Genomic DNA, 24,586 nt, shown 5'->3' on the forward strand with positions numbered 1-24,586 from the left:
CGGCCGGGCGCCTGTCACGGTCGCCGAGCCGTCAACGCTGAGCGCGCAGTCGGGCCAGCCGGTCCAGGAGCGCCGCCAGCGCCGCAGGGTCTTCGACGGACACGGATGCGGCGCTGTCGCCCGCGCCGACGTGTACGCCCAGGTCGCCCTCTCCGAGCGAACGCAGCGCATCCTCGTCAGTGACGTCGTCGCCGGCGAACAGCACCGCCGTGGCACCGAGACGCTCGCGCAGCGCCGCGACCGCCTGGTCCTTGCCCTCGTGCCGGAACGCGAACTCGAGGATGTCGCGGCCGGTGCGCCGCCGCCAGCCCGGTGCACGCTCAGCCATGAGGGCGTCGAGCTCGCGCTGGGCCGCCTGAGCCGCTTCCGGCCGCGCGAGGCGCGTGTGCAGGCCCAGCCCGAAGGCCTTCGGCTCCACCCACGCTCCGTCGACGTCCGCGATGATGCGCTCGGACTCCGCCACCAGCTCGGACAGAAGCCGCCGATCCGCGGGGTCGTCAGCGTCGTCCTCTCCCGCCCTGGCACCGGGGTGCCAGGTCTCGGCGCCGTGGGAGCCCGCGAGATGGAAGAGCGAGTCGTCGGTGTGTTCGCTGATCACACGGAGATCGGCCAACGATCGCCCCGACACCAGCGCCACATCGGTGGCGGGCAGGGCGGCCAGGGCATCCAGCGCGCGGCGCGCCGCAGGGATCATCCGCGCCGACATCGGCTCGTCCACGAGCGGCGAGAGCGTGCCGTCGAAATCGAGCGCGACGAGAAGTCGCGGAGTGCGCGCGAGGCTCTCGAGATCGCTCACGCCGCGCCGCTTCCCCGGATCCCCGCGAGCGCGGCGAGGAACTCCCGCGACCAGTCCTCGACGTCGTGCTCGCGCACACGACGGCGCAGCGCCCGCATCCGGCGTCCCTGCTCGCCCGGTGTCATCTCGATCGCCCGGACGATCGTGTCTTTGAGCCCCTGGATGTCGTGGGGGTTCACGAGCAGCGAGCTTGCCGAGCTCATCGGCGGCTCCGGCGAACTCGCTCAGCACGAGCGCGCCGCGGTTGTCGATGCGGCTCGCGACGTACTCCTTGGCGACGAGGTTCATGCCGTCGCGGAGCGCCGTGACGAGCATGACGTCGGCGGCGAGGTACAACGCCACCATCTCCTCCTTGGGGAAGGCCTGGTGGAGGTAGCGGATGGCCGTGTGGCCCATCGTGTCGTAATCCCCGTTGATGCGCCCCACCGTGAGCTCGATCTCGTCGCGCAGCTGCTGGTACGTCTCCACGCGTTCGCGGCTGGGGCTCGCGACCTGCACGAGGGTCACGTCCTCGACGGAGAGCCGCTCGTCCTGCAGCAGCTCACCGAAGGCCTTCATGCGGTGGCGGATGCCCTTGGTGTAATCGAGGCGGTCGACGCCGAGCAGGATGTGGCGCGGGTTGCCGAGCTCTTCACGGATCTCGGCGGCGCGCGCCTGGATCTCCGGCCGCTCTGCGAGTTCGACGTACGAGGCCACGTCGATGGAGATCGGGAACGCCTTGGCCAGCGCCATGCGCACCGAGCCGTCGGCCTGCGGAACCTTGATGCCCGTCGACTTCGTCTCGTAGCGAAGCTGGCGACGCACCGCTCGGGCGAAGTTGCCCGCATCCGCCACCCGCTGGAAGCCGATCACATCGGCGCCGAGGAGTCCCTCGAGCACCTGACGACGCCACGGCAGCTGCGAGAAGAGACCGTATGCAGGGAACGGAATGTGGTGGAAGTACCCGATCGTGAGGTCGGGCCGCTGCTCCCGCAGGAACTGGGGCACCAGCTGTAGCTGATAGTCCTGCACCCACACCGTGCCACCCTCGGCGGCCACCTCCGCGGCGGCCTCGGCGAACCGGCGGTTGACGGCCACATAGGCGTTCCACCATTCGCGGCGGTATCGGGGAGCTGCGATCACGTCGTGATAGAGCGGCCAGATCGTGTCGTTCGAGAAGCCCTCGTAGTACAGCTCGACCTCTTCCGCGCTGAGCGTGATCGGCACGAGGTGGGTGCCGTCGGCGTCGAACGGCTCGAGTTCGAGGTCGGGCTTTCCGGCCCACCCGACCCACGCGCCGTCGCTCTTTCGCATCACCGGCTCGAGCGCGGTGACCAGCCCGCCGGGGCTGCGACGCCATCCGCCGTCGGCGTCTCGGTCGACGGGAAGGCGGTTGGCGACGACGACGAACTCTGCTTGCGGCACGCGAGCACTCCTGGTCTCTCGGGATGCCACTCAGGCTAACAGCGGCCTGCAGGGCCTCCAGGGGTTCGCGCAAGCCCCGAGCGAGGGGGTATCCTCCCGCGATAGCGTGGCCTCATGCGCTCCTACCTCTTCGGCTCCGGTCTGTTCAGCGCCCTTCTCGGTGGCGCCACGCTCTTTCGAGGGTTGCGCAACAACGAGGAGCCCTTCACCTGGAGGACGGCGCTGGCGTGGGTGAGCTGGGGCATCACGCTCGCACTCGCCATCGGCGCGATCGTCGATACCTTCCGCGCCAAGCGCGGACACGTGGCCGCCGGCGACTCCCCGGTCTCCGGAGACGAGACGAAGCTTCTCCGCAAACGTCTGCGCCGCTGAGGCCCTCCCGCTCGCGGTCGTCAGCGCACGAGGATGAGCGCGTCGCCCTGACCGCCGCCGCCGCACAGCGCGACCGCAGCGGTGCCGGATCCACGCCGCACGAGCTCGTGCACGGCGTGGACGACGAGTCGGTTTCCGGACGCGCCGATCGGGTGCCCCAACGCGATGCCGCCGCCCTGCGGGTTCACGACCTCGTCTGTGACGCCGAGCTCGCGCTGCGAGCGGACGACGACCGCTGCGAAGGCTTCGTTGATCTCCACGAGATCCAGATCGGACGCGGCGAGGCCCTGCCTCTCGAGTGCGCGGGCGATGGCCCGCGCCGGCTGCGCATGCAGCGAGTTGTCGGGACCGGCGACCTGCCCGCTCGCTCCGAGCGCGGCCAGCACCTTCCATCCCTGCGCATCGGCGTGGCTGCGCGTCGTGAGCACGACGGCTGATGCGCCATCGGAGATCTGGGACGAGTTGCCCGCGGTGATGGTCCCACCCTCGGCGAAGGCCGGACGCAGCTTTGCGAGCACCTCCTCGGAGGTGTCGGCGCGGATTCCTTCGTCGCGCGTGATGACGACGGGCTCGCCCCGGCGCTGCGGTACCTCGACGGGCACGATCTCGGCGTCGAAGAGACCGGCGGCGACAGCAGCGGCTGCGCGCTGGTGCGAACGGGCGGCGACCGCATCCTGCTCTTCGCGCGTGACCTCGTAGTCGGCATTGCGACGCTCGGTCGATTCACCCATGCTCACGCGGTCGAACGCGTCGGTGAGCCCGTCATAGGCCATGTGGTCGAGCATTTCGACACTGCCGTAGGCGTATCCGTCGCGCGAGCCGGTCAGCAGGTGCGGTGCGCGACTCATCGACTCCATCCCCGCGGCGACGACGACGGATGCATCGCCGACGCGGATCATCCGGGCTGCGTCGATGACGGCGGTGAGCCCGGAGAGACAGACCTTGTTCACGCCTGCGGCGTGAACATCCCAGCCGAGCCCGGCGGCGATCGCCGCCTGTCTCGCGGGGTTCTGCCCGGTACCGGCGGGCAGAACCTGCCCGACGAGGACGGCGTCGACGGCGGATGCGGGGATCCCGCCCTGTGCCAGCGCGCCGCGGATGGCGACCCCGCCCAGCTCAGGGGCCGCCAGAGAGGCCAGCTGACCCTTCAGCCTCCCCTGCGGCGTGCGGGCAGCGGCAACGATCACGATGTCGTCGGGAGTCATCGTCCCAGCCTACGGCGGTTGGGCGCCGTCCAGCCGTGCCTGCTCAACCCCAGCATTACATACCTTGGGTATATACTTGGGATATGCGAAAAGCCGAAGCCATCGAGAGGATCGTCGTCGCCGCGCACGCGCTCACCCGCGTCGCCGCCGTCACGACACAGAACGATGCGCCCGCCGCCCAGTGGCGCGCCCTCAGCATCCTGCAGAAGGAGGGCCCCCAGCGCGTGGGCGACCTGGCGCGGCTGAGCCGCACCACGCAGCCCGGGATGACCCGCCTGGTCGGTCAGCTCGCCGACCTGCACCTCGTGGCGCGCGAGCGCGACGAGGAGGACTCCCGGGTGACACGCGTCTCGATCACCCCCGCGGGTTCCGAGGCGATGGATGCGTGGCGCACACAGCTCGGCGAGACGCTCGAGCCGCTGTTCGTCGATCTCGACGAGGCGGAGTGGGCGGCGCTCGAGCACGCCTCCCGCATCCTGATGTCGCGCACCGGCGCTTTCGCAGGAGCGGCACGATGAGCGCGGGGACGACGTCCGTCTGGCGCCAGAGCGCACAGGTATGGGCCGTCGCGTTCGCCTGCGTCGTGGCCTTCATGGGCATCGGTCTCGTGGATCCGATCCTTCCGGCCATCGCCGAGTCGCTCGAGGCCACCCCCGTCGAGACCGAGCTCCTCTTCACGAGCTACCTGCTCGTGACAGGCCTCGCGATGCTGGTGACGAGCTGGATCTCGAGTCGCATCGGCGCCAAGGCGACACTGCTGGCGGGTCTCGCCCTCATCGTCGTCTTCTCGCTCTTCAGCGCTCTGTCGGGCAGCGTCGACGCCATCATCGGATTCCGGGCCGGGTGGGGTCTGGGCAACGCCCTGTTCATCTCCACGGCGCTCGCGACGATCGTCGGGGCCGCCAGCGGGGGCAGTTCCGCGGCGATCGTGTTGTACGAGGCCGCGCTGGGCGTCGGCATCGCGGTGGGTCCGTTGCTGGGCGGTTTGCTCGGCGAGGTGAGCTGGCGCGGACCGTTCTTCGGCGTCGTCGTGCTCATGGCCATCGCCTTCATCGCGGTCGCCGTGCTGCTGCGCGGACCGAAGGAGAAGCGCTCGCCCGTGCCGCTGTCGGCGCCGTTCCGCGCGCTCGGACAGCCGGCCCTCGCCGTGCTCGCGGTAGCGGCCCTGTTCTACAACATCGGCTTCTTCACCCTCCTCGCCTTCTCGCCGTTCCCGCTCGGATTCGGGGCGATGGGCATCGGCTTCACGTTCTTCGGATGGGGCGTCGCCCTGGCGATCACGAGCGTGTGGGTCGCGCCGCTGCTGCTGCGTCGGTTCACCCGCTCGGGCGTCATGCTCGTCGTTCTGCCACTGCTCGCGATCGATCTCGTCGTGGGCGGCATCCTCGTCGCAAGCTCCGCCGCGCTGGTGACCTGCATCGTCGTGGGCGGCCTTCTTCTGGGCGTGATGAACACGGTGCTGACGGAGGCGGTCATGGAGGCCACGGATCTCCCCCGCGCGGTCGCATCCTCGGCCTACTCGGCAGTCCGCTTCCTCGGCGGGGCGGCCGCCCCGCCGCTGGCCGCATGGCTGTGGCACGCCTCGAACGCGACGGTGCCGTACCTGGTGGCCGCAGCGTCGATCGTGATCGCTGCGCTGACCATCGCCCTCGGGCGCCGCGCTCTGCGTCGCATCGACGAGCGCCCGGCGGATGCGGCCGAAGAGGGAGTCGCCGTCCTCGTCGGCGATGCAGCCTGACACGCACATACGAGAGAGGGGGTGCCCACCATCCGGTGGACACCCCCTCTCTCGTATGTGCAGAGTCAGTGCGGCACGGGGTGGGCGCGTTCGAGCGCCGCGCCCTCGACGTCCACATCGGGCAGGATGCGGTCGAGCCAGCGCGGCAGCCACCACGCCGCGCGCCCGAACAGGTGCATGAGCGCCGGAACGATCACCATGCGCACGATGAATGCGTCGAAGAGCACACCGATCGCCATCCCGAAGCCGATCGGACGCACCATCGCGAGGTGGCTGAAGACGAATCCGCCGAAGACGGAGATCATGATGATCGCCGCGGCCGTGACCACCGCACGCCCACCCCGCAGGCCCGCAACGACTGCCGCGCGTGCCGGAGCGCCGTGAACGTACGCCTCGCGCATGCCCGAGACGAGGAACAGCTGGTAGTCCATCGCGAGGCCGAAGAGCACGCCCATCAAGATGATCGGTCCGAAACTCAGCACCGGTCCGGGATCGTGCACGCCGAACACGTCGCTCAGCCAGCCCCACTGGTAGATCGCGGTGACGGCGCCGAGCGCGGCGAACAGAGACAGCACGTAACCCGCGGTCGCGATGACGGGCACCAGGATCGACCGGAACACCAGCACCATGATGACGAGCGAGAGGCCCACGACCACGGCGAGGTAGACGGGCAGCGCGTCGGCGAGCTTCTGCGACACGTCGATGTTGGCGGATGCCTGGCCCGCGACGCCGAGCTCGATGTCCCCGTCGAGCGGTGAGAGGGCGCGCAGGTCGTGTACGAGCGTCTCGGTCGACTCGCTGGCGGGCCCGTCCTGCGGGACCACCTGGAACGCGAAGGTCCTGCCGTCATCCGAGACCGCGATCGGAGCGACTGCATCCACATCGTCCTGCGCCATGAGCGTGCGGACGATGTCGGCCTGCGTCGTGACGCGGTCGCTCTCCTCGACCGCCTGCGGCGTCTCGGCGACGACCAGCAGCGGGCCGTTGACGCCGGCGCCGAATGCCTCGGTCGCCGCCGTGTAGGCGCGGTACTGGGTCGTGTCGGTGGCCTCCGAGGAGCCATCGGGCAGTCCGAGACGCATGGACAGGGCGGGGATGGCGATGACGAGCAGAGCGATGATCGCGACCGCGCCCGCGGCGACCACGCGGCCGGTGCGCATGGGCCGCAGCTCGGCCGGCGCGTGATCGGGATGCCCGACCTTCGCGCGCAGCCCGCGGCGCAGCACCCGCAGCTTCATGAGCCCGAGCAGGGCGGGCGTGACCGTGTTGGCGACGAGGACGGCGACGAACACGCACGCCGCACCCACGACACCCATCACGCCGAGGAACGGCACACCGGTGACGAGGAGCGCGACCAGGGCGATGATCACGGTGGTCCCGGCGAAGACGACGGCGTTGCCCGCCGTCCCGTTGGCCAGACCGATCGACTCGCCGATGTCCATGCCGGCGAGCACCTGCTTGCGGTGCCGGTTCACGATGAACAGCGAGTAGTCGATGCCGACGGCGAGACCGAGCATGACACCGAGGATCGGGGTCACCGACGCCATGTCCACGACGTCGGAGAACGCGAGGGATCCGGCGACGCCGACGCCGACGCCGATGAGCGAGCCGATCAGGGGCGTGATGGCGGGCAGCAGCGCCCGCATCATGATGGCGAGCACCAGCGCCGCGATGAGCACACCGACGAGCTCGCCGACTCCGATGAGGCCGTCGGTCGACTGGGCGATCGTCGAGGAGTAGTCGACACTGACGCCGGGGATGTCAGCGCTCCTGAGGCGGTCGGCGACCGCTGTCTTCGTCTCCTGCGGCAACGAGAACATGTCTTCGGTGAATGCCACGTTGCCGAGCGCCGTGGCGCCGTCGGTGGAGACGGTGCGGATCCCGGATGCGGCGTCGAGCAGTTCCTGACCCGCTTCGAGCTGCGGCCTCTGCGCCTCCAGCTGAGCGCGCGACGCGTCGATCTGCTCCTGACTCGCGGTGATCTGTGCCTGCTGGGCCGCGAACTGCAATTCGGCCTGGGCGTAGACGCCCGCGGCCTGCGCCTGTGCGATGGCGGCGTCCAGCTGCGCCTTGCCCGCATCGAGCTGCTGCTGCGCCGCATCCAACTGGCTCTCGCCCTGGGCGAGCTGGTCGGCGCCGGACGCGAGCTGCGCGGCCTGGTCGGCGCGCTGCGCCTCGGTCTGGAACGGGTCGACCGTGCCCGCGACGCCGTCGATATCAGCGACGTCCTTCAGCAGCGAGGAGATGTCGTCCTTCTGCGCGTCGGTGAACGGCTGACCGTCCGTCTGGAACACGACGGGCGCGCTGGCCCCCGTGAGGTCGGGAAGGGCGTCGGCGAGGCGGTCGTTGACGCGCTCCGTCTCGGTGCCGGGGATGCTGAAGGAGGTGGCGAGCGTGCCGCCGAAGGCGACGAACGATCCCGCTGCGACGCCGAGGGCGATCACCCAGGCGACGAGGACGAGCCAGGCGCGGCGCGCCGAGAAGCGCCCCAGCCGGTAGAGGAGTTGGGCCACGACGTGCCTTTCCGAGGGGTGGGTGGGTTGCGGCGCACCATCGAGCCTCGTCGAGGATATCCGACACGTGTTGCAAAACCATCACGTGTGGGAGAAATCCCAGCAGCGCTCCGTCGCTCTGACAAGATGGCGGGATGGATCCCCGCGTGGCGCGCACGAGAGCGAGTCTGCAAAACGCGCTGCTCGATCTCGCCCGTGAGCGTCCGCTCGACGCGATCACCGTGGCCGACATCGCGGCCGAGGCGGGGGTGAACCGCAGCAGCTTCTACCAGCACTACGCCGACAAGGACCAGCTCCTCGCCGACGCGCTGGAGTCGGCCGTCGACGACGTGTCGAGCCGGATCATCCGTTCCGCGGACCCGCGCGACATCAGCCAGCCGCCCGCCGAGCTCACGACGTACCTCCAGCACATCGCCGACAACGCCGACCTCTATCGACTCGTCCTCGGTGAGCACGGCTCACTGACGGTCGCCGCCCAGTTGCGTGCTCGGGTGGAGCGGATCGTCGGCGACGCCGTGGGCGAGGGCGCGCCGCCCGTGTTCGACGGGCTGCCGGTCGATGTCGTCGCAGCGAGTGTCACCGGCAGCGCGCTGGGTGTCATCACCGCCTGGCTGGCACGCGACCCGTTGCCGCCGATCGAGGTCGCCATTCAGTGGCTCTGGCAGGCCCTGTTCGGCCCCCTCGACCGCCCCGCGGTGTGAACGGAAAACCTCGCGCTCCTGCAATCCATCGACGGCGATGGGCATCGGCTGGTCGCCCTCACCCGCCCGCGATCCACACCGTGGTCTCGCCGGGCACGAGGTGTCCGTCGATCGCCGCGCTGGACAGGACGACGCGTCGAGCCGACTCCGCATCGAGCGCGAAGGGCGTAGACCCGAAGACCGTCACGATCTCCCACCCGTTCGGACGACGGAAATGCAGGACGTCGCCCCGACCTGTGTCGACCCACTCCAGACTCTCGGGCGCGAGGAGCTGGTGACGAAGGGCGAGTGCGCGGCGGTAGAGCGAGAGCGTGGACGACGGGTCCTCCTCCTCCGCCTGCACGGAGGAGTCCGCGAACCACGAGGGCTGCGGGAGGTGGGCACCGCCCGCGCCGAAGCCGAACGAGGAGCCGCTACGGGTCCACGGCAGGGGCACGCGGCATCCGTCACGTCCGTACTGCGTCTGGTGGGTGCGGAAGAAGGTCGGGTCCTGACGCTGGTCCGCGGGAATCTCTGCGACCTCGTGCAGGCCCAGCTCCTCCCCCTGGTACAGGTACGCCGATCCGGGCAGACCCAGGAGGAACATCGATGCGGCACGCGCTCGGCGTACACCGCCGGCGCGGTCGATGACGCTCTCGTCGGCGCCGGCCTCGAGCCACCCGCCGCCGTGCCTGTTCGGCACCGCATCGTCGGTCTCCTCGATCAGCGGCAACGCGTAACGGGTCGCATGGCGGAACACGTCATGGTTCGACAGCACCCACGTGCTCGAAGAACCCGACCGGGCAGCCAAGGAGATGTTGTCCGTGACGATCTCGCGGAACTGCGCAGCATCGAACCCCGCTCGCAGCAGGTCGAAGTTGAACGACTGGCCCAAGCTCTCGGGGCTCGCGTACTTCGGCACGCGATCGGTCGCGACCCACGCTTCGGCGACGGCCGTCCGGGGCGGATCATACGAGTCGAACACCCGACGCCACTCGGCGTAGATCTCGTGCACGTCGTCGCGGTCGAGCAACGGATGCGTGCCGTCGATCGGCATCGCTGCGAGCTCTGCGGCCGAGGGGAGCGGATCGCGGAGATCTTTCGTCAGCATGTGGGCGACGTCGATACGGAAGCCGTCGACACCTCGGTCCGACCAGAACCGCAGCGTCTTCAGGAAGTCCTCGCGCACCTCCGCATGGTTCCAGTCGAGGTCGGGTTGTTCGATCGCGAAGCTGTGCAGGTACCACTGTCCGTCGGCGACGCGCTCCCACGCCGACCCCCCGAAGGCGGCCGTCCAGTCTGTGGGCGGCTCAGACCCGTCGGATCCCGTGCCCTCGCGGAAGATGTAGCGCTCTCGCGCAGCGGAGCCGCGACCGGACGCCAGCGCCTCTTGGAACCACTCGTGCTTGTCGGACGTGTGGTTGGGCACGATGTCCACGACAATGCGGATGCCGCGCTCGTGCAGCGCAGCGACCAGTTCGTCGAAGTCGGCCAGGGTGCCCAGACGGGGGTCGACGTCACGGTAGTCAGCCACGTCGTAGCCCCCGTCCGCCAGCTCGGAGGGGTAGAAGGGACTCAGCCACACGGCATCCACTCCGAGCGCGGCCAGATAGTCGGCTCTGGACAAGATGCCGCGAAGGTCGCCGATCCCGTCGCCGTCGGCGTCGGCGAAGCTGCGGGGGTAGACCTGATAGACGACGGCCTGGCGCCACCAGTCGCGGTCGTCCGAGCGGGTGAGCTCGCCATGGTCGGAGGCGGAGAGCACGGCAGACATGCGGGACCTTTCGAGGTTCGGGGATCGAGCGGTGAAGCGGACGGTCAACCCTTGACGGCGCCCTGGGTCACACCCTCCATGACCCATCGCTGAGTGAAGAGGTAGGCGAGGATCGCGGGCGCCATCGCCATGAGGTACGAGGCGAACGACACGTTGTAGTTGTTGCTGAACTGCGTCTGGAAGAGGTTCTGACGCACTGGCAGGGTCTGCAGCGCCGGGTCCGAGATGATCAGCGAGGGCATCATGAAGTCGTTCCACGCGTAGAGGAAGGCGAAGATGCCGACCGTTGCGCTCATCGGCGCGAGCAGCGGGAAGATCAGCTTCCAGAAGGTCTGCCAGGTCGTCGCACCGTCGATGCGGGCGCTCTCTTCGAGTTCCAGCGGAATCGAGCGCAGGAAGGCGGTGAACAGCAGCACGCTGAAGCTCAGCTGGAACATCGTGGCCAGGATGATCACGCCGAACGGATTGTCGAGCCCGACGCGGCCCGTGAGCTGGATCTGCGGCAGAGCGACCACGGGGAACGGGATGAACATCGCAGCCAGCAGGTAGAAGAACGAGTACCGGAACAGCCTGCGATCCCAGTTGCGGACGATCGCATACGACGCGAATGCGGCGAGCAGGATCGTCGCCACCACGGTACCTGCCGTCACCAGGAGCGAGATCCCGGCGCCGACCGGGAACTTCGTGAGGTTCCATGCCTGGACGAAGCCGTCGAGGCTGAAGGGCGCGGGGAGCGAGAACGCGTTGCCGTCGACGGCCTGGCCGGTGGTCTTCAACGACATCGAGATGGTGACGTAGAGCGGCAGCAGAACCGTGACGGCGCACAGGACCAGAACGATCGTGGTCGACCAGCTGACGCGTTCGCCGCGCACCGGGACGCCCTTGCGGACACGATTCGGGGCGTAAGCCGCAGCATCCTCGGCGACGAGAGCGGGTTGCGTGGACATCAGAAGGCGTTCCTTCCGCGAGTCAGCGAGAGCTGGAGCAAGGAGATGAGGATGGCGACGACGAAGAAGATGGTCGCGTTGGCCATCTGGTAGGCGTAATCACCGCCGTTGAACCCCGCGATGATCGTCATCGCGACGCTGCGGGTGGCGGTGCCGGGTCCGCCGTTGGTCAAGCCCACGATGATGTCGTAGGCGTTCAGGAAGCCCTTGAAGCCGAGGATCACGTTGATCACGACGTAGCCGGCCACGAGCGGGAGAGTGATCCGCAGGAGCTGCTGACGTTTGGAGGCGCCGTCCAGCGAGGCCGCCTCGTAGACGTCACCGGGAACGGCGAGCAGGCCGGCGATGTAGATCAGCAGTGTGCCCGGAATCGCCTGCCAGGCCGTAACGATCACGATCGCGACCCATGCGAGATCGGGGTTCGCGAGCAGGCTTGTGGAGAGCGCGGGGATGCCCACCGCTTCGCCGAGTGCGGGCAGAGAGTTCGAGAAGAGGAAGTTGAAGACGTAGGCGATGATGATGCCCGAGATGACCATCGGGATCACGAAGACGGTGCGTAGAGCGGTCTTCAGTCGGATGCGGGCGGTCAGTCCCACCGCGAGCAGGAATGCCGCCACGTTCACGACGATGACCGTGGCGATGGAGAACCCGATCGTGAACACGTAGCTCTGCAGGATCGCCGGATCGCTGAACATGGCGATGTAGTTGGTGAGTCCCGTGAAGCGCCACTCTCCGATGCCGATCGAGTCCGTGAAGCTGAAGAAGATGCCGACGACTCCCGGCACGGTGATCGCGAGGGTGAAAAGCACCAGGCTCGGCAGGAGGAAGAGGTAGTAGATCGGCTCGACGCGGCGGCTGCTCCGCCGCGCTCTGCGGTCACCGCCGGTGACGATCGTCGATGTGGTCATTGCCCGGACTCCTCTGTCTCGGTCGTGGGTGCGGGGGCACGGAAGGCAAGGCGCGCCCAGTCGGCGTCCATCGTGCGCAAGGTGGCTTGCGGGCTCGCCCCCAGCACGACGGCCTGCGCATAGTTGAAGATCGGAATCGTCTTCGGTACGAGCACGGACGGCCCCTGATAGACCTCGCCGGCCGTGTAGAAGGGGATCATTCCGGCGATGCGCGGATCATCCGGCATCGGCGCATCCGTGGTGGGGGTGAATCCAGCTGTGAAGCGTTGTACGCCTCAATGGTCGCGGGTTCGTAGAGGTACTCCAGGAAGTCTCGCGCGGCCTCCTGATGACGTGAACCCTCAGGGATCATCGCCGCCAGGTCCATGTTGACGCGCACCCGACGATCGGACGGGTCGTCGGTCATCGGCAGGGGGAACGTGCCGAGTTCCAGGTCCGGTGCCGTCTTCGCGATCTCGCTGAAGGCCCACGGCCCTTGGAGGTACATCGCAGCCTCGCCCTTCGCGAAGGCGAGATTGCCATCGCCGTAGCCACGACTGGCCGCGTCCGGGTTCACGAACTGGGACGTCAGCTGGGTCATCTTGTCGAGCGGCTGAGTGAAGTCTTTCTCGAACGAGGTGGCAGACTCCGGCCCGACCCCGTCGCCCTCGGCAGCGAGACGGTTGAAGAAGTCCACGACATCGACCGACCCTCCGACCGCGTAGTCGTACCACCCCTGGCCCACCGTCCAGTCGTCTTTGAACGTGGCGTAGAACGGCGTGATGCCGGCCTCCTCGAGCTTCTCGCACGCGGCCAGCAGTTCGTCCCAGGTGGTGGGGACGGTGATGCCCGCCTGCGCGAACAGCTCCTTGTTGTAGATGACCGACGCCGCCATCACCGAGTAAGGCAGCGCACTCACGCGTCCGGAGCACGAGCCGTACTGGTCCATGAGGGTCTGCAGATCATCGCGCGTGGTGGAGGCGGCGGTCGTGCCGCTCAGGTCGGTCAGCGCGCAGCGCTGCACGAACCGCGCGGTCTCGTAGTTGTAGTTGGCGAGCATGATGTCGGGCGGATTGCCTCGAACGAAGCTCGCCGAGACGACATCCACTCCCGAGGTGTCCATCTCGACGCGGACGCGATCCTGTGACGCGTTGTACGCCTCGACGACGCCGTTCATGAAGTCGAGCGCTTCCCGCTTGCTGAACGTGAACCGGATCGTCTCCCGGCCGTCGCTGCTGCAGCCGGCGAGAAGGGTTCCCGCCAAGGCGAGCACAATGCCGGCGGCCGCAGCCCGGAGCGCTCGTGATCGTGCGGTTATCAGAGACACCTTCGTCCTTCCGTCCAGCGGCATCTGCCGCTCGATCTGATCAGTCGGTGATTAGATTTAGTCGCCGAATTAACTGATCGGCAATACTCTGTCAGGACATCCGCGGAAAGGTCAAGAGTGAATCAGTCGGTCTTCGAGGCGGGCACCGGGCGAGCCAGCCTGGACGCGGTGCTCGACTTCGCGTGGAGCGCGGGGGCCTTCACCGCCACCGAGGCGATGCGCGCCGCGTCCCTCACCCGCTCGACGGCGATCGAGGCGATCGACAGGCTCATCGCGGCGGGCGTGCTGCACGAACTGCCCAATGCACGCGATGCCGGCGAGTACCGAGCCGGTCGGCCGGCCCGGCGGTTCTTGCTTCGGTCGGATGCCGGAGTGGTGGCCGCCCTCGATGCCGGGGACACCCATCTCACCGCCGCCGTGGCGAATCTCTCGGGCGAGACGCTGCTGCGGCGGCAGATCCCGCTCTCGCCCACGCAGAGCGTCGAAGATCGTCGTGAGACCGTCATCGCGCACCTGCGCCAGACACTCGCCGAGGCCGGCGTGGAACGCGACGACGTGCTCGCCCTCTGTGTCGGCGTCGCCGCTCCGGTGACGCTGCAGGGACAGTCGCCGCCACACCCCGAGGGCTTCTGGGAGCGCACCAATCCGGGGCTGATCGACGCCCTCCGCGACGAGGCGGATGTCGTTGAAGTGAAGAACGACGCCCAGTTGGCGGCCGCGGCCGAGGGCAGCGAGGGCGAAGCCATCGGGAGCAGGGACTACGTCGCTCTGCTCGCGGGTGAACGACTCGGCGCCGGAGTCGTCGTCGACGGCCATCTCCTGCACGGCGCGCACGGCGGCGTGGGTGAGATGTTCGCGTTCGACTTCATCCGAGATGTCGATTCCGCCTTCGGGCTCGGGCCGTCCCTCGAAAGGCTGGCTCGGGAGGTGATCACGCGGGCGGCGGGAGAGGGCGACAGCGCCGACGGCCTCGCCGCAATCGACCCTTCCGCTGTGCGTGGCCGCGACGTACTCGAGCTCGCAGCAACTGGCGACCCCTTGGCGCGCGATGTGACCGATGCCGTCGGGCACATCCTGGCGCGCATCGTCGGAGTGCTGGGCAACATGTTCGATCCCGAGAAAGTGATCGTCTGCGGAGCGATCGCAGACGGCATCCAGCCGGTACTGGACGCCGCACAGACAACGCTCGCAACCCAGATTCACCTGCCGGCGCCGGCTCTGCTTCGTTCGAGTCTCGGCGGCGATGTCGTCATTCGGGGCGCTCTGGCTCGCGCGCGCGATCGTGCACGCTCGGACGCGCTCCCCCGCCGCGTGGCGCGCGCTGGACGAGGTCTCTAGGCGATCCACCCAGCCAAGCCGAGTCATGCTCCGAAAAGCAGAAAGCCCCGGCAGATGGCGAGATCTGTCGAGGCAATCCGTGCACCCCCAGGGACTTGAACCCTGAACCCACTGATTAAGAGTCAGTTGCTCTGCCGATTGAGCTAGAGGTGCGTGATTCGGAGCGAGAAACTCACTTTCCGAACCGAGGGACAACGCTATCACCCGACGAAGCCGAGCGCCAATCGAGGCGGGACCGGCCCGGTAGGCTGGCGATCATGTCCCCCACTTCGTCCTCCGGTGCGCTCGCGGGCAGCTTCTCCGACGACCTCGCGCTCGCCCTCAGAATGGCGGATGCGGCGGATGCCGTCGCGATGTCGCGCTTCGACGCCGCCGACCTCGGCGTCGAGGTCAAGCCCGACGCGTCCTATGTGACCGAGGCCGACCTCGCGACCGAGAAGGCGATTCGCGCCATCCTCTCCAGCGAACGGCCGGATGACGCGGTGCTGGGCGAGGAGTTCGGATCGGTCGGCGACAGCGCACGCCAGTGGATCATCGACCCGATCGACGGCACCCACAACTACCTGAAGGGCATCCCGATCTGGGCGACGCTCATCGCTCTCGCCGTCGACGGCGTACCCCGCGTGGGCGTGGTCAGCCAGCCCTCGATCGGACGCCGGTGGTGGGCCGCCGAGGGCGAGGGTGCGTGGACGAACGGCGCCGCCCAGCCGCGCCGACTCGCCGTGTCCGACGTGAACAGCCTCGACCGCTCCAGCGTCAGCTTCCAGAGCATTGCGCAGTGGGATGATGCGGGTCACCTCGACGGCCTGATTCGGCTCTCGCGCGCCGTCTGGCGCGACCGCGGATACGGTGACGCTTGGCCCTACATGCTCCTCGCCGAAGGCCGGCTCGAGATGGTGGCCGAGTTCGATGTCAAGGAATACGACATCGCCGCCCTCGGACCGATCATCACCGAAGCGGGTGGGCGCATGACGGCTTTCGACGGCACTGACTCACTCTCGACTCGGTCTGTTCTCGCCACCAACGGCATGCTCCACCAGTCCTTCCTCGATTTCTTCTCCCCCGCTACCGACTCGGAGGCCTCGGCATGACCCGCCGCATCCGCACCTCACTCAGCTCCGCACTGCTCGTCGTCGGCGCGCTGTCGCTGGCCGCATGCTCGAGCCCGGCTGCTCCCGAACCCGTCGCCTCTACTCCCGCGCCTGCACCCGACGCCGCCACGCCGACGCCCGTCGCCACCAGCGAGCCCACACCCGGAACGATCGACAAGCCGACGTGCGAGTCGCTCCTGCCCGACGACGTCATCGCGGACTTCGCGAAGGCGAAGTGGACCGCGAAAGAAGATGTGTTCCGTGTCGGCAGCCTCACATTCCCCGATGGCATCCAGTGCGTGTGGGGCGACTACTCGGTCGCGAGCGATCACGTGCAGGTGTTCGGGTGGGCGCCGGCGAGCGACACCGAAGCCCAGACGGCCCGCAGCGAACTGCTGGCGAGTGGCTGGAAGAGCATCGGTGACGAGTACATCACCGAGAACCCGTCGAACGTCCTCAACCCCGACTCGGACGGTTACGGCATGACGTACCAGTTCGGCGACGGCTGGATCACGCTCGCCGACACCAAGCAGGGGCTGTTGCTCGTCGAACGTCCCGGCTCCTGACGCGCTTTCGACAACTCCCCCGCCAGACGGAGGCGCTCAGGCGGCACCGTGCCTAGCGTGGAAGGGATCCCCACGAAAGGACCCCGCCATGCCCCGCCGGCTGAGCCCGCTCTCGTCCCTCGCCCTCGCCGCCGCTGCGGCGCTCGCCCTGACGGCGTGCGCGCCGGCCGCCCAGACCCCTGACTCCGAGACGACGGCCACGTCACCGTCCGTCGAGATCGCCGACACTCCCGTCGGCGCGAAGACCGCATGGATCATCGACGTCCTCGGCGCTGAGGAGGACACCACCGCAGCCGAGTGGGAGACCCACCTCGACACGACCTTCACCACCCAGGTGTCCGCGGCCGAGGTCGCGGACCTGCTCAACACGCAGATCCGGCCCGCCGCGCCGTTCACCGTCACCGCGTACCAGGAAGACGAACGCTCGGCGGTGACGACACTCAGGGGCACGATCGGCGAACCGTTCGACATGACCGTCGCCATCAACGACGACGACATGATCGTCACCTTCCTCCTCGGGCCTGCATCCGAGCCATGAAGAGCATCCTCCTCGCTCGACGAGGTCGCTGATCGCCTCGATCAACTGCCCGGCGAGCTCGGGGTCCTCATCAGCCGCGGCGACGACGAGCTCATCGAACGCCGGGCGGACGACGCTGCCCCGCTCGGCTCGGTGTTCAAGCTCTTCGTGCTTCTCGCCACCGCCGAGGCCGTCCGTTCGTCGGAGCTCACGTGGGACGAGACCCTCGTGCTCACCGACGCGGACCGGAGCCTACCCTCCGGGCGCCTCCAGGATCAGCCCACCGGCACCGAGGTCTCCGTGCGCGATGCGGCCCAGGAGATGATCGCGATCAGCGACAACACCGCGACCGATCTGCTCATCCGGCGACTCGGGCGGGAGCGTGTCGAGACGGCCTTCGCGAGCGTCGGCGGCGAGGGCAATGCACCCTGGCTGACGACGAAGGACTTCTTCACTCTCGGCTGGGGCGACTCGGCGCTGTCCGCTCAGTGGCATGACGCCGATGAGGTGGAGCGTCGACGCCTTCTGGACGGCATCGACGCCGCGCCGTTGTCGGTGGATGCGGCAAGTGTCACTCACCCGGTCTGGGTCAACGGCGTCGACTGGTTCGCCACCCCCGCGACCGTGGCGGCGGTGCATCGGGCGCTGCTCGACACGGGCGACGAGACCGTGCGCGCCATCCTTTCGAAGAACCCGGGAATCGGCGCAGATCTCGATCGGACGCTCCTGCCCTACCTGGGCTTCAAGGGTGGCTCCGCACCGGGAGTACTCGCCGCATCCTGGTCGGGAGAGACGGCGGAGGGCGAACGGGTCACCGTCGTCATCCAGCTGCGAGGCGACGACCCTGCGGTGATCACCGCGGCCCAACGCGAGATGTTCGGTCTAGGCGCGGATGCGTTGCGTCTGGCGGCGCAGGGACCTGGTCAGCGATAGGGATTCGCGGTGTCGTCGCCGTGTGCAGCATGACCGGCGGCGAACCCCTCGTCCCAGGCGTCGCCGCGCCCCTCGCGCTCGCGCGACAGTGCGTCGACCTCGAGTATCCGCTGCGCGAGGCGTACCCAGTGGCCCCAGTTCGCTTCGGGGGCGCCCTCCCCTGTCCCCGTGAGCCGCCAACGCTCCGGAGCCTCGGCGTGCTCCAGCGTCAGCGCTCCGGTACCGAGAGGGCGGCGGCGCGGATCGGGCATGGCGGCTCCTTCGGGTCTGCGACCTCGACATGCTCTCACGACACCCACGCCCGGGTCCCTACGAGGGGGTGTGTCCCGTCATCAGCTCTTGCACGTCGAGACCGTCGGGGCTGTTGGCCGCATCCATCAGCGCTTCGATCAGCTCCGCCTGATCTGTACGGGGCCCCTCCGCGAGTACGTGAACGACATCGGCACCGCGGGAGACATCCACAGGCTCCGCCGCCCGCCCGTTCCATCGTCGGTGGGCACGGTCAGCATGAAGGCCTCCCCGCGACGGAGCTTGTTCATCGTCACGACCCGCAGGTGCGCGATCAGATCGTCCTCGACGACGAAGTACTCCTCGCGCCCGTACCAGAGTCTTCCCATACTGCTTCCGCGCTCCTGCCCGTAGCCGCTCGGTCGCGACACTGTGTCGATGATCGGTCGCCCGCGCACACCGATGCCGGTCGTCGTCCGCGATGCGCATGCAAGGCTCCGCAGACGAACGACCGGCACGGGTCGTGAAGGATCAGAGCGGTTTGCCGCCTGTGACCGGCAGCACCGCGGCGCTCACATAGCGCGCCGCATCCGAGGCGAGGTACACGTAAGCTCCGGCGAGCTCGGCAGGCTGCCCGGCGCGACCCAACGGTGTATCCGTACCGAAGGTCTCGATGCGCTCCTCATCCCAGCCGGTGCCGGGAATCAACGGCGTCCACACCGGTCCCGGAGCGACGGCGTTGACGCGGATACCTCGAGGTCCGAGCTCCTCGGCGAGTGCCTTCGCGAAAGCCACCTGCGCCGCCTTCGTCATGGCGTAGTCGATGAGCGACGGCGACGGCGAGAAGGCCTGCACCGAACTCGTGACGATGATCGAAGAGCCCTCCTGCAGATGGGGTACCGCGGCACGCGCACCGGCGATCAGGCCGAGGAGGTTGGTGTCGAAGACGCGCTTCACGTCGTCAAGCGGGATGGTGTCGATGCTCTCGCGATCGCGCTGGTAGCCGGCGTTGAGCACCAGCAGGTCGAGACCGCCCAACTGCTCACGCGCCTGCTCCACCATCCGCGTGGCGGCGTCGGTGTCGCGGATGTCGGCGGCGAGAGCGACGCCGCGTCGTCCGGCCTCCTCGATCCAACGCACCGATTCGGCCGCGTCCTCGGCCTCCTCCGGCAGATGACCGATCGCGACGTCGGCGCCCTCACGGGCGAAGGCGATCGCCACCGCACGCCCGATACCGGAGTCGCCTCCGGTGATGAGCGCGCGACGGCCGGTCAGCTGGCCGGTTCCGCGGTAGCTCTGCTCGCCGTGGTCCGGTTCCGGATCCATCGCTGCGGTCTTGCCGGGCTGCGACTGCTGCTGTCCGGGGAATCCCTCGGCTCCTTCACCCTCGCGCGGGTCGGCGGTCGTGTTCATGATCGTCCTCTCGTCGTGGTCGGGTACCTGCGGGCCATGCTGCGCGCCACACGCCGCGGCACCGAGGGCCTTGACATTCGGCGGGTGAGCGTCGAGGGACGCGCCCGCGGACGAGACACGAACGACGAAGCCCCGAACCGCAGCGACGGCGGTTCGGGGCTTCGTGACAGGTCGGTTCAGGCGACCGATGCGAGCTTGCGTTCGGTGGTGTTCTTCTGGAGACCGAATTCTTCCTTGGTCAAGTCCACGTGCATGCCCGCGCTCGAGGCGGCCTGGTCCGCGAGCGTGCGCAGCATTGACGGGTCGAGCTGCTCGGGCTCGACAGAGTCGAAGACGAATCGCATCGGGATCGAGGGCTGCAGCCAGAGCGTGGAGCGGCCCACGGGCTCACCCGGTGCATGCACCCAGGAGAGCGTGAACGACTCGTTGCGGCGCAGCTTCGTGGCGGCCACGACCTTGATGTGGCTCAACAGGCGGTCGGGGATGACGACGGCCTCCGTGTCAGCCCCGTAGTACAGCTTTCCCATGGTGTCCCTTCCCCTGAGTCGGTATGTCAGACGAGCGCGAGCGCGCCCAACGCGATGGATGCCGACGCGGCGACCACGCACGACGCGATGAACGCGACCTGCGATGCCGAACGCAACCCCCCGCGCTGAAGCGGCACGAATGTCGAGCGTCGGCGCGAGGCTTCGGAAGCCCACGCGGATGATGCAACAGCCATGTCTCCCCCCTTGCCGATACCTGCGACGATCCGGACTTTCGTCCAGCCTCGGCCTCCATGTCGTTCTGCAGATGACGCTATCAGGTAGTTCGCGATTTTAGCTACACAGATGAGATATCCCTCATTTTAGTTACATAGCTAAATGAACCTCCAAGCGTGGCTAAGCTGTCCAGCGGTACTACCCGACCGACGGAGGACTATGCGGATGTCCAGCGAAGCCGCCTCGACCTCGAAACTCTCGCGCGCCCTGAACGCCTACTCGGCTGCCCGGAACGATGCGCTCGTCGCCGCGCGCAAAGAGCTGCGCATCAGTGAAGTCGACGCACGCGCACTTCTCTTCGTGGTCGACAATCCCGGCGTGCGCCCGTCCGCTCTTCGAGACTATCTGGGCATCACTTCCGCCGGTGTCACATCTCTCGTCGATCGTCTGGTCGAGCGCGGACTTGCACGTCGCGAGTCGGATGCCGAAGACCGTCGCGGTAACCACATCACTGCGACAGTGGATCTGACGTCCGAGCCGTGGTCGGCCCTGACCGAGTTCGACCGTCGCTTCGAACAGGCGGTGGGGACGAACCTCGCCGAACGCTCTGACGAACTCGCCGCACTGCTGAGTCGCCTCACTGAGGAGAGCGTCTCGCGGGGCGCGTGAGTCAAACGGCGAGGTTCGCCATGTAGGCCTTCGACTTCGTCTGCAGGAAGGTGCACAACGCCGAGACCATCGCGAGTTCCACGGAAAGGCGGAAGGCGCCGGCGGCATCCAGCTGGAGGTCTGTGTCACGCGCTTCGAACGTTACGACCCACGTGGTCGATCCGGGCTCGGCGGGCTGGATGTAGGTCACGGTCTGGGCGTTCATCAGGCGCACACCCACCAGGCCGGTGTCACTGCCGAACTCACTGTCCTGCGGGATGACCTTCACCGTGCCGGCGATCGGGTATCCGAGCTCGCGGAACTCGATGAGCCAGGACTCGAGCGTCTCGAGGCTTCGAAACGGCATGGCATTCCTCCCCGCGCATCCTCATGCACATCGTGCGTCATCGGGCGGACCCCGAAGCACATGCTCTCACGGATCCGAGTCGACCGAGTGCAGGACGAAGGCCCCCGCAGCACTGCTGCGGGGGCCTTCTGGGACGACGAGTCGTCAGAGCGCGCGGATGTTCGCGGCCTGCATACCCTTGGGGCCCTGCTCGGCGTCGAACTCGACCTTCTGGTCTTCGCGGAGCTCCTTGAAGCCGTTGCCAGCGATCGCGCTGAAGTGTGCGAAGAGATCGGCGGAGCCGTCATCGGGAGCGATGAAGCCGTAGCCCTTCTCGGAGTTGAACCATTTCACGGTGCCAGTGGCCATCGTGTCTTTCCTTCTGTTGTTTTGGCCGCCGGGGCGACCGGGTGTGCCGTTCCTATGTCTACGGAACGGACGATGTGGGACGCGGAACTTGTCCGCGTGTTCGCGAGCGTATGCGGAAAACGTCCGTGCCGCTACCACGGCGACGAAAGCATCCTCCTGCTCGGCAAAGAGGCCGACGCACTCGCCGAGCGCGCTGTGGGCGATATGGACGTCGTCGATCGACTCCACGAAGCCGGCGTACTCGCCGGCGATGGTCGCCACGAAGATACCGTGGTCGGCCTGACGCCACACGGGCGCCGACGCGGTCTCAGGACCGGTGGGGATGGGGATAAACACAAAGACTTTCAGGACTCGCGGATGCTACACGCGAGAAGGATCAGAGGCACCCGAGGTGCGGTTGCTTCGGTGGAGAAGAACATCGCTCTTCCATGAGCCGACATCTGTTACTCACCTGCTGCCCCGGTTGCGGGGTTGCCTCAGTCTAGCATCCGCCCCGGTTGTGCGCATCGGCAGACGATGCACCGGCTACATACAGCTGGCGGCATGTGGGCGCGGTTAGCGTGGGCAACAGGCTTCGGCATTCGTCGGAGACTCGCACCGACGGCCGAGGACGGCCGCCACACAGGACGGGCATCTCTCATCTCCGCCACGCTTGCATCCCCCCACGCAACACTCGGACCGATCCGCCAGACCTACGCTCGAAAAGAAGACTTTCCCCCGATCACCCGCGCGTACAGCCAGGTCTCGGAGGTGGTGCGCGAGACGGGACTCCTTCGACGCGCGCCTTGGTTCTACGCCGTCGTCGGAGCAGCCCTCGCGCTCGCGTTCGGCGGCGCCGTCACCGGCTTCATCCTCCTCGGCGACAGCTGGTTCCAGCTATTGATCGCAGCCGCACTGGGGGTGATCTTCACCCAGTTGGCTTTCCTCGGCCACGAGGCAGCGCACCGTCAGATCCTCGCGACCGGTCCCGCCAACGACCGGCTCGCCCGTGTCCTCATCGGGCTCGTCGGCACCAGCTATTCGTGGTGGGACTCCAAACACAGCCGTCACCACGCGAACCCGAATCGCGTCGGCAAGGACCCCGACATCGAGGTCGACACGATCTCGTTCCTCGACGAGGATGCGGCCTCGGCCCGCGGTCTCCGACGACTCATCACGCGCAAGCAGGGATGGTTCTTCTTCCCCCTTCTGACACTCGAGGGCCTGAACCTGCACTTCCTGAGCGTGAAGCACCTGCTTTCGCGTGGCGCCATCACAGGGCGCGGCACCGAACTCGCCCTGATCGGCGCGCGCTTCGCCGTCATCTTCGCGGCCGTCTTCCTGATGCTCCCCCTGGGTATGGCGTTCGCGTTCCTCGGCGTCATGTTCGCCGTGTTCGGCGTGTACATGGGCGCCTCCTTCGCTCCGAACCACAAGGGCATGCCCGTGATCGCTCCGGACGCGAAGCTCGACTTCTTCTCGAAGCAGGTGCGCACCTCGCGCAACATCCGCGGCGGATGGTGGGCGACCGCCCTCATGGGCGGGCTCAACTACCAGGTCGAGCACCACCTGTTCCCGAGCATGGCGCGCCCGCACCTGGCGAAGACGCGCGAGATCGTGCGGGACTTCTGCAGCGCAAACGACGTCCCCTACACGGAGACCTCGCTCGTGCGCTCGTACGCGATCGTGATCAAGTACCTCAATCGCGTCGGCCTCGCAGCCAGCGACCCATTCGACTGCCCCGTGACGGCACAGTACCGGCGGGTGTGACCTCCGCCGACCGGGAGCACCGCCCCGTCAGAGACGATCCGGAAGAGCTTCAGCGAGGGCCTGCATCGCCGCGCTCGGGTTCTCCCCTACGGGAATGAACACGACCGTGGTCGCGCCGGCGTCGTGACGCCGCTGGACGCCGGCGCGCACCTCGTCGACCGTGCCCGCCAACGTCAGCTCCGCCACCCATTCCCTGGGCAGTGTCTGGGTGAAGGTGTCGACGGGCAGCTCCGCGGCGCGCTGCAAGAGCTCTTCCGCGTACGGCAGGGGCAGAAGGTGCGGTCGCCAGTCGGTCTCGGCCAGGACGGCCAGAGCCGGTCGGACGATCGCCTGCGCCGCATCCGTCGTGTCTGCCACGACCGCCAGGTCGTAGGTGATCACGCGGGTCTCGACGTCGCCGATCTGCGCCAAGGCGTGAGCGATGTACTCGGGCGCGGCGGGTTCGGCGAGCACCACCCCGTCCGCGATCTCGCCGGCCGCAGCGAGCGATTTCGGTCCGCGGACGCCGAGCACGAGCGGAGGAACAATTTCGGGGACCTCGCTCAGCCGCAGTCCTTCCACATCGACGTACGTGCCGCGCTTCGGCCCCTCGGCACCCTCCAGGAGCGCTCGGAGGGCGACGACGTACTCGCGGAGGAACGTCAGCGGCTTCTGGGGCCACGCACCGACCGACGTCAGCCAGTCCGGCATCCCGTGACCGATGCCGACGACGAGGCGCCCCGGGTACAGCTGGGCGAGCGTCGCGATCTCCATCGCCGCGAAGGCGACGTTCCGCACAGCGGCGGGCAGGATCCCCACGCCGACCGTCACACGGGAGGTCACCGCGAGCACCGATGCCGCCTGCGCGATCCCCCCTCGGTAGCCGAGGTCCTCGACCACCCAGAGCTCGTCGAAGCCCGCCTCCTCCGCGCGCCGCGCGAAGTCCAGGACTTCCGCGACCGGGAGGTCGCGAGGCAGCATGATCCCGACGTTCTTCGTCGCTGACGGCATGAATCTCTCCAGTCAGACCGCCATCACCCCAGCGGCGCGGTCTCCTCCACCCTA

The 24,586-nt window shown here is 68.0% G+C and carries 25 protein-coding genes, 1 tRNA gene and 2 pseudogenes; 11 read left to right on the top strand and 17 right to left on the bottom strand.

The window, feature by feature from the left end; translation table 11 throughout:
* Positions 1-31 precede the first annotated feature (31 nt).
* Both otsB and AC1VNH_RS03785 read right to left on the bottom strand, forming a co-directional pair.
* Positions 32-796 carry a trehalose-phosphatase gene (gene otsB, locus AC1VNH_RS03780; RefSeq protein ID WP_483109960.1) on the bottom strand — a complete coding sequence of 255 codons (765 nt, stop codon included), beginning with the start codon at positions 794-796 and terminating at the stop codon, positions 32-34.
* Positions 793-2,200: pseudogene (locus AC1VNH_RS03785) on the bottom strand (alpha,alpha-trehalose-phosphate synthase (UDP-forming)). Before AC1VNH_RS03785 ends, otsB begins: the two are co-directional and overlap by 4 nt.
* Positions 2,201-2,314: 114 nt before the next feature.
* Between AC1VNH_RS03785 and AC1VNH_RS03790 the strand changes: the two are divergent.
* Complete coding sequence (locus AC1VNH_RS03790; protein ID WP_137417275.1) at positions 2,315-2,572, top strand: cytochrome c-type biogenesis protein; 258 nt, start codon at positions 2,315-2,317, stop codon at positions 2,570-2,572.
* Positions 2,573-2,592: 20 nt separating this feature from the next.
* On the opposite strand, the gene AC1VNH_RS03795 is transcribed toward AC1VNH_RS03790, so the two are convergent.
* The gene (locus AC1VNH_RS03795) at positions 2,593-3,777 is read right to left on the bottom strand and encodes an acetyl-CoA C-acetyltransferase (RefSeq protein ID WP_483109962.1); all 1,185 of its coding nucleotides are present in this window, start codon (positions 3,775-3,777) and stop codon (positions 2,593-2,595) included.
* An 83-nt stretch (positions 3,778-3,860) separates the two neighbouring features.
* On the opposite strand from AC1VNH_RS03795, the gene AC1VNH_RS03800 reads away from it, so the two are divergent.
* The gene (locus AC1VNH_RS03800; protein ID WP_483109964.1) at positions 3,861-4,295 is read left to right on the top strand and encodes a MarR family winged helix-turn-helix transcriptional regulator; all 435 of its coding nucleotides are present in this window, start codon (positions 3,861-3,863) and stop codon (positions 4,293-4,295) included.
* Positions 4,292-5,515, top strand: a complete 1,224-nt coding sequence (locus tag AC1VNH_RS03805; protein WP_483109966.1) for an MFS transporter — start codon at positions 4,292-4,294, stop codon at positions 5,513-5,515. The genes AC1VNH_RS03800 and AC1VNH_RS03805 overlap by 4 nt, the downstream gene beginning before the upstream one ends.
* A gap of 65 nt (positions 5,516-5,580) precedes the next feature.
* On the opposite strand, the gene AC1VNH_RS03810 is transcribed toward AC1VNH_RS03805, so the two are convergent.
* Positions 5,581-8,028 carry an MMPL family transporter gene (locus AC1VNH_RS03810; RefSeq protein ID WP_483109968.1) on the bottom strand — a complete coding sequence of 816 codons (2,448 nt, stop codon included), beginning with the start codon at positions 8,026-8,028 and terminating at the stop codon, positions 5,581-5,583.
* 134 nt (positions 8,029-8,162) lie between these two features.
* On the opposite strand from AC1VNH_RS03810, the gene AC1VNH_RS03815 reads away from it, so the two are divergent.
* A complete protein-coding gene (locus tag AC1VNH_RS03815) occupies positions 8,163-8,729 on the top strand; it encodes a TetR/AcrR family transcriptional regulator (RefSeq protein ID WP_483109969.1) in 567 nt (188 codons plus the stop codon).
* 58 nt (positions 8,730-8,787) lie between these two features.
* Here AC1VNH_RS03815 and AC1VNH_RS03820 read toward each other — a convergent pair whose 3' ends face one another.
* The 4 genes and pseudogenes from AC1VNH_RS03820 to AC1VNH_RS03835 all read right to left on the bottom strand — a co-directional run bounded on the left by AC1VNH_RS03820 (position 8,788) and on the right by AC1VNH_RS03835 (position 13,667).
* Positions 8,788-10,482, bottom strand: coding sequence for a glycoside hydrolase family 13 protein (locus AC1VNH_RS03820; RefSeq protein WP_483109971.1), 1,695 nt, complete (start codon positions 10,480-10,482; stop codon positions 8,788-8,790).
* 44 nt (positions 10,483-10,526) lie between these two features.
* Entirely contained in the window at positions 10,527-11,429 is a 903-nt protein-coding gene (locus tag AC1VNH_RS03825; protein ID WP_483109972.1) for a carbohydrate ABC transporter permease, read from the bottom strand.
* Positions 11,429-12,337 carry a carbohydrate ABC transporter permease gene (locus tag AC1VNH_RS03830; protein WP_483109974.1) on the bottom strand — a complete coding sequence of 303 codons (909 nt, stop codon included), beginning with the start codon at positions 12,335-12,337 and terminating at the stop codon, positions 11,429-11,431. Before AC1VNH_RS03830 ends, AC1VNH_RS03825 begins: the two co-directional genes overlap by 1 nt.
* Positions 12,334-13,667: pseudogene (locus AC1VNH_RS03835) on the bottom strand (ABC transporter substrate-binding protein). The gene AC1VNH_RS03830 and the pseudogene AC1VNH_RS03835 overlap by 4 nt, the downstream one beginning before the upstream one ends.
* A 93-nt stretch (positions 13,668-13,760) precedes the next feature.
* On the opposite strand from AC1VNH_RS03835, the gene AC1VNH_RS03840 reads away from it, so the two are divergent.
* Positions 13,761-14,981: an ROK family protein gene (locus tag AC1VNH_RS03840; RefSeq protein WP_483109975.1), complete on the top strand. Its 1,221-nt coding sequence runs from the start codon at positions 13,761-13,763 to the stop codon at positions 14,979-14,981.
* An 80-nt stretch (positions 14,982-15,061) separates the two neighbouring features.
* Here the strand turns inward: AC1VNH_RS03840 and AC1VNH_RS03845 are convergent.
* Positions 15,062-15,134 (bottom strand) — tRNA-Lys (locus AC1VNH_RS03845).
* Positions 15,135-15,238: 104 nt separating this feature from the next.
* On the opposite strand from AC1VNH_RS03845, the gene AC1VNH_RS03850 reads away from it, so the two are divergent.
* From AC1VNH_RS03850 to AC1VNH_RS03865, 4 genes are all read left to right on the top strand, one after another.
* A complete protein-coding gene (locus AC1VNH_RS03850; protein ID WP_483109977.1) occupies positions 15,239-16,072 on the top strand; it encodes an inositol monophosphatase family protein in 834 nt (277 codons plus the stop codon).
* The gene (locus tag AC1VNH_RS03855; protein WP_483109978.1) at positions 16,069-16,638 is read left to right on the top strand and encodes a hypothetical protein; all 570 of its coding nucleotides are present in this window, start codon (positions 16,069-16,071) and stop codon (positions 16,636-16,638) included. The genes AC1VNH_RS03850 and AC1VNH_RS03855 overlap by 4 nt, the downstream gene beginning before the upstream one ends.
* An 88-nt stretch (positions 16,639-16,726) precedes the next feature.
* Positions 16,727-17,176, top strand: a complete 450-nt coding sequence (locus tag AC1VNH_RS03860; protein WP_483109980.1) for a Cpe/LpqF family protein — start codon at positions 16,727-16,729, stop codon at positions 17,174-17,176.
* A gap of 69 nt (positions 17,177-17,245) precedes the next feature.
* The gene (locus AC1VNH_RS03865) at positions 17,246-18,088 is read left to right on the top strand and encodes a serine hydrolase (protein WP_483112685.1); all 843 of its coding nucleotides are present in this window, start codon (positions 17,246-17,248) and stop codon (positions 18,086-18,088) included.
* Here AC1VNH_RS03865 and AC1VNH_RS03870 read toward each other — a convergent pair.
* From AC1VNH_RS03870 to AC1VNH_RS03890, 5 genes are all read right to left on the bottom strand, one after another.
* Positions 18,079-18,339, bottom strand: a complete 261-nt coding sequence (locus AC1VNH_RS03870) for a hypothetical protein (protein ID WP_483109981.1) — start codon at positions 18,337-18,339, stop codon at positions 18,079-18,081. The genes AC1VNH_RS03865 and AC1VNH_RS03870 overlap by 10 nt on opposite strands.
* 138 nt (positions 18,340-18,477) lie before the next feature.
* Positions 18,478-18,705, bottom strand: coding sequence for a DUF7882 family protein (locus AC1VNH_RS03875; protein WP_483109983.1), 228 nt, complete (start codon positions 18,703-18,705; stop codon positions 18,478-18,480).
* Positions 18,706-18,847: 142 nt separating this feature from the next.
* Positions 18,848-19,729: an SDR family oxidoreductase gene (locus AC1VNH_RS03880; protein ID WP_483109985.1), complete on the bottom strand. Its 882-nt coding sequence runs from the start codon at positions 19,727-19,729 to the stop codon at positions 18,848-18,850.
* 176 nt (positions 19,730-19,905) lie between these two features.
* Positions 19,906-20,256 carry a DUF7882 family protein gene (locus tag AC1VNH_RS03885; protein WP_483109987.1) on the bottom strand — a complete coding sequence of 117 codons (351 nt, stop codon included), beginning with the start codon at positions 20,254-20,256 and terminating at the stop codon, positions 19,906-19,908.
* Between the two features lie 26 nt (positions 20,257-20,282).
* Complete coding sequence (locus AC1VNH_RS03890) at positions 20,283-20,450, bottom strand: hypothetical protein (RefSeq protein ID WP_483109988.1); 168 nt, start codon at positions 20,448-20,450, stop codon at positions 20,283-20,285.
* A 205-nt stretch (positions 20,451-20,655) separates the two neighbouring features.
* Between AC1VNH_RS03890 and AC1VNH_RS03895 the strand changes: the two genes are divergently transcribed.
* Complete coding sequence (locus tag AC1VNH_RS03895) at positions 20,656-21,099, top strand: MarR family winged helix-turn-helix transcriptional regulator (protein ID WP_483109990.1); 444 nt, start codon at positions 20,656-20,658, stop codon at positions 21,097-21,099.
* Between the two features lies 1 nt (position 21,100).
* Here the strand turns inward: AC1VNH_RS03895 and AC1VNH_RS03900 are convergent, their stop codons facing one another.
* Complete coding sequence (locus AC1VNH_RS03900) at positions 21,101-21,445, bottom strand: hypothetical protein (RefSeq protein ID WP_483109991.1); 345 nt, start codon at positions 21,443-21,445, stop codon at positions 21,101-21,103.
* 144 nt (positions 21,446-21,589) lie between these two features.
* Entirely contained in the window at positions 21,590-21,793 is a 204-nt protein-coding gene (locus AC1VNH_RS03905; protein WP_137417306.1) for a cold-shock protein, read from the bottom strand.
* A gap of 543 nt (positions 21,794-22,336) precedes the next feature.
* Here AC1VNH_RS03905 and AC1VNH_RS03910 point away from each other — a divergent pair.
* Entirely contained in the window at positions 22,337-23,542 is a 1,206-nt protein-coding gene (locus AC1VNH_RS03910; RefSeq protein ID WP_483109993.1) for a fatty acid desaturase family protein, read from the top strand.
* Between the two features lie 27 nt (positions 23,543-23,569).
* On the opposite strand, the gene AC1VNH_RS03915 is transcribed toward AC1VNH_RS03910, so the two are convergent.
* Positions 23,570-24,532: an LLM class flavin-dependent oxidoreductase gene (locus tag AC1VNH_RS03915; RefSeq protein ID WP_483109995.1), complete on the bottom strand. Its 963-nt coding sequence runs from the start codon at positions 24,530-24,532 to the stop codon at positions 23,570-23,572.
* Between the last annotated feature and the right edge of the window lie 54 nt (positions 24,533-24,586).

The organism is Microbacterium sp. KU4F, assembly GCF_056868075.1.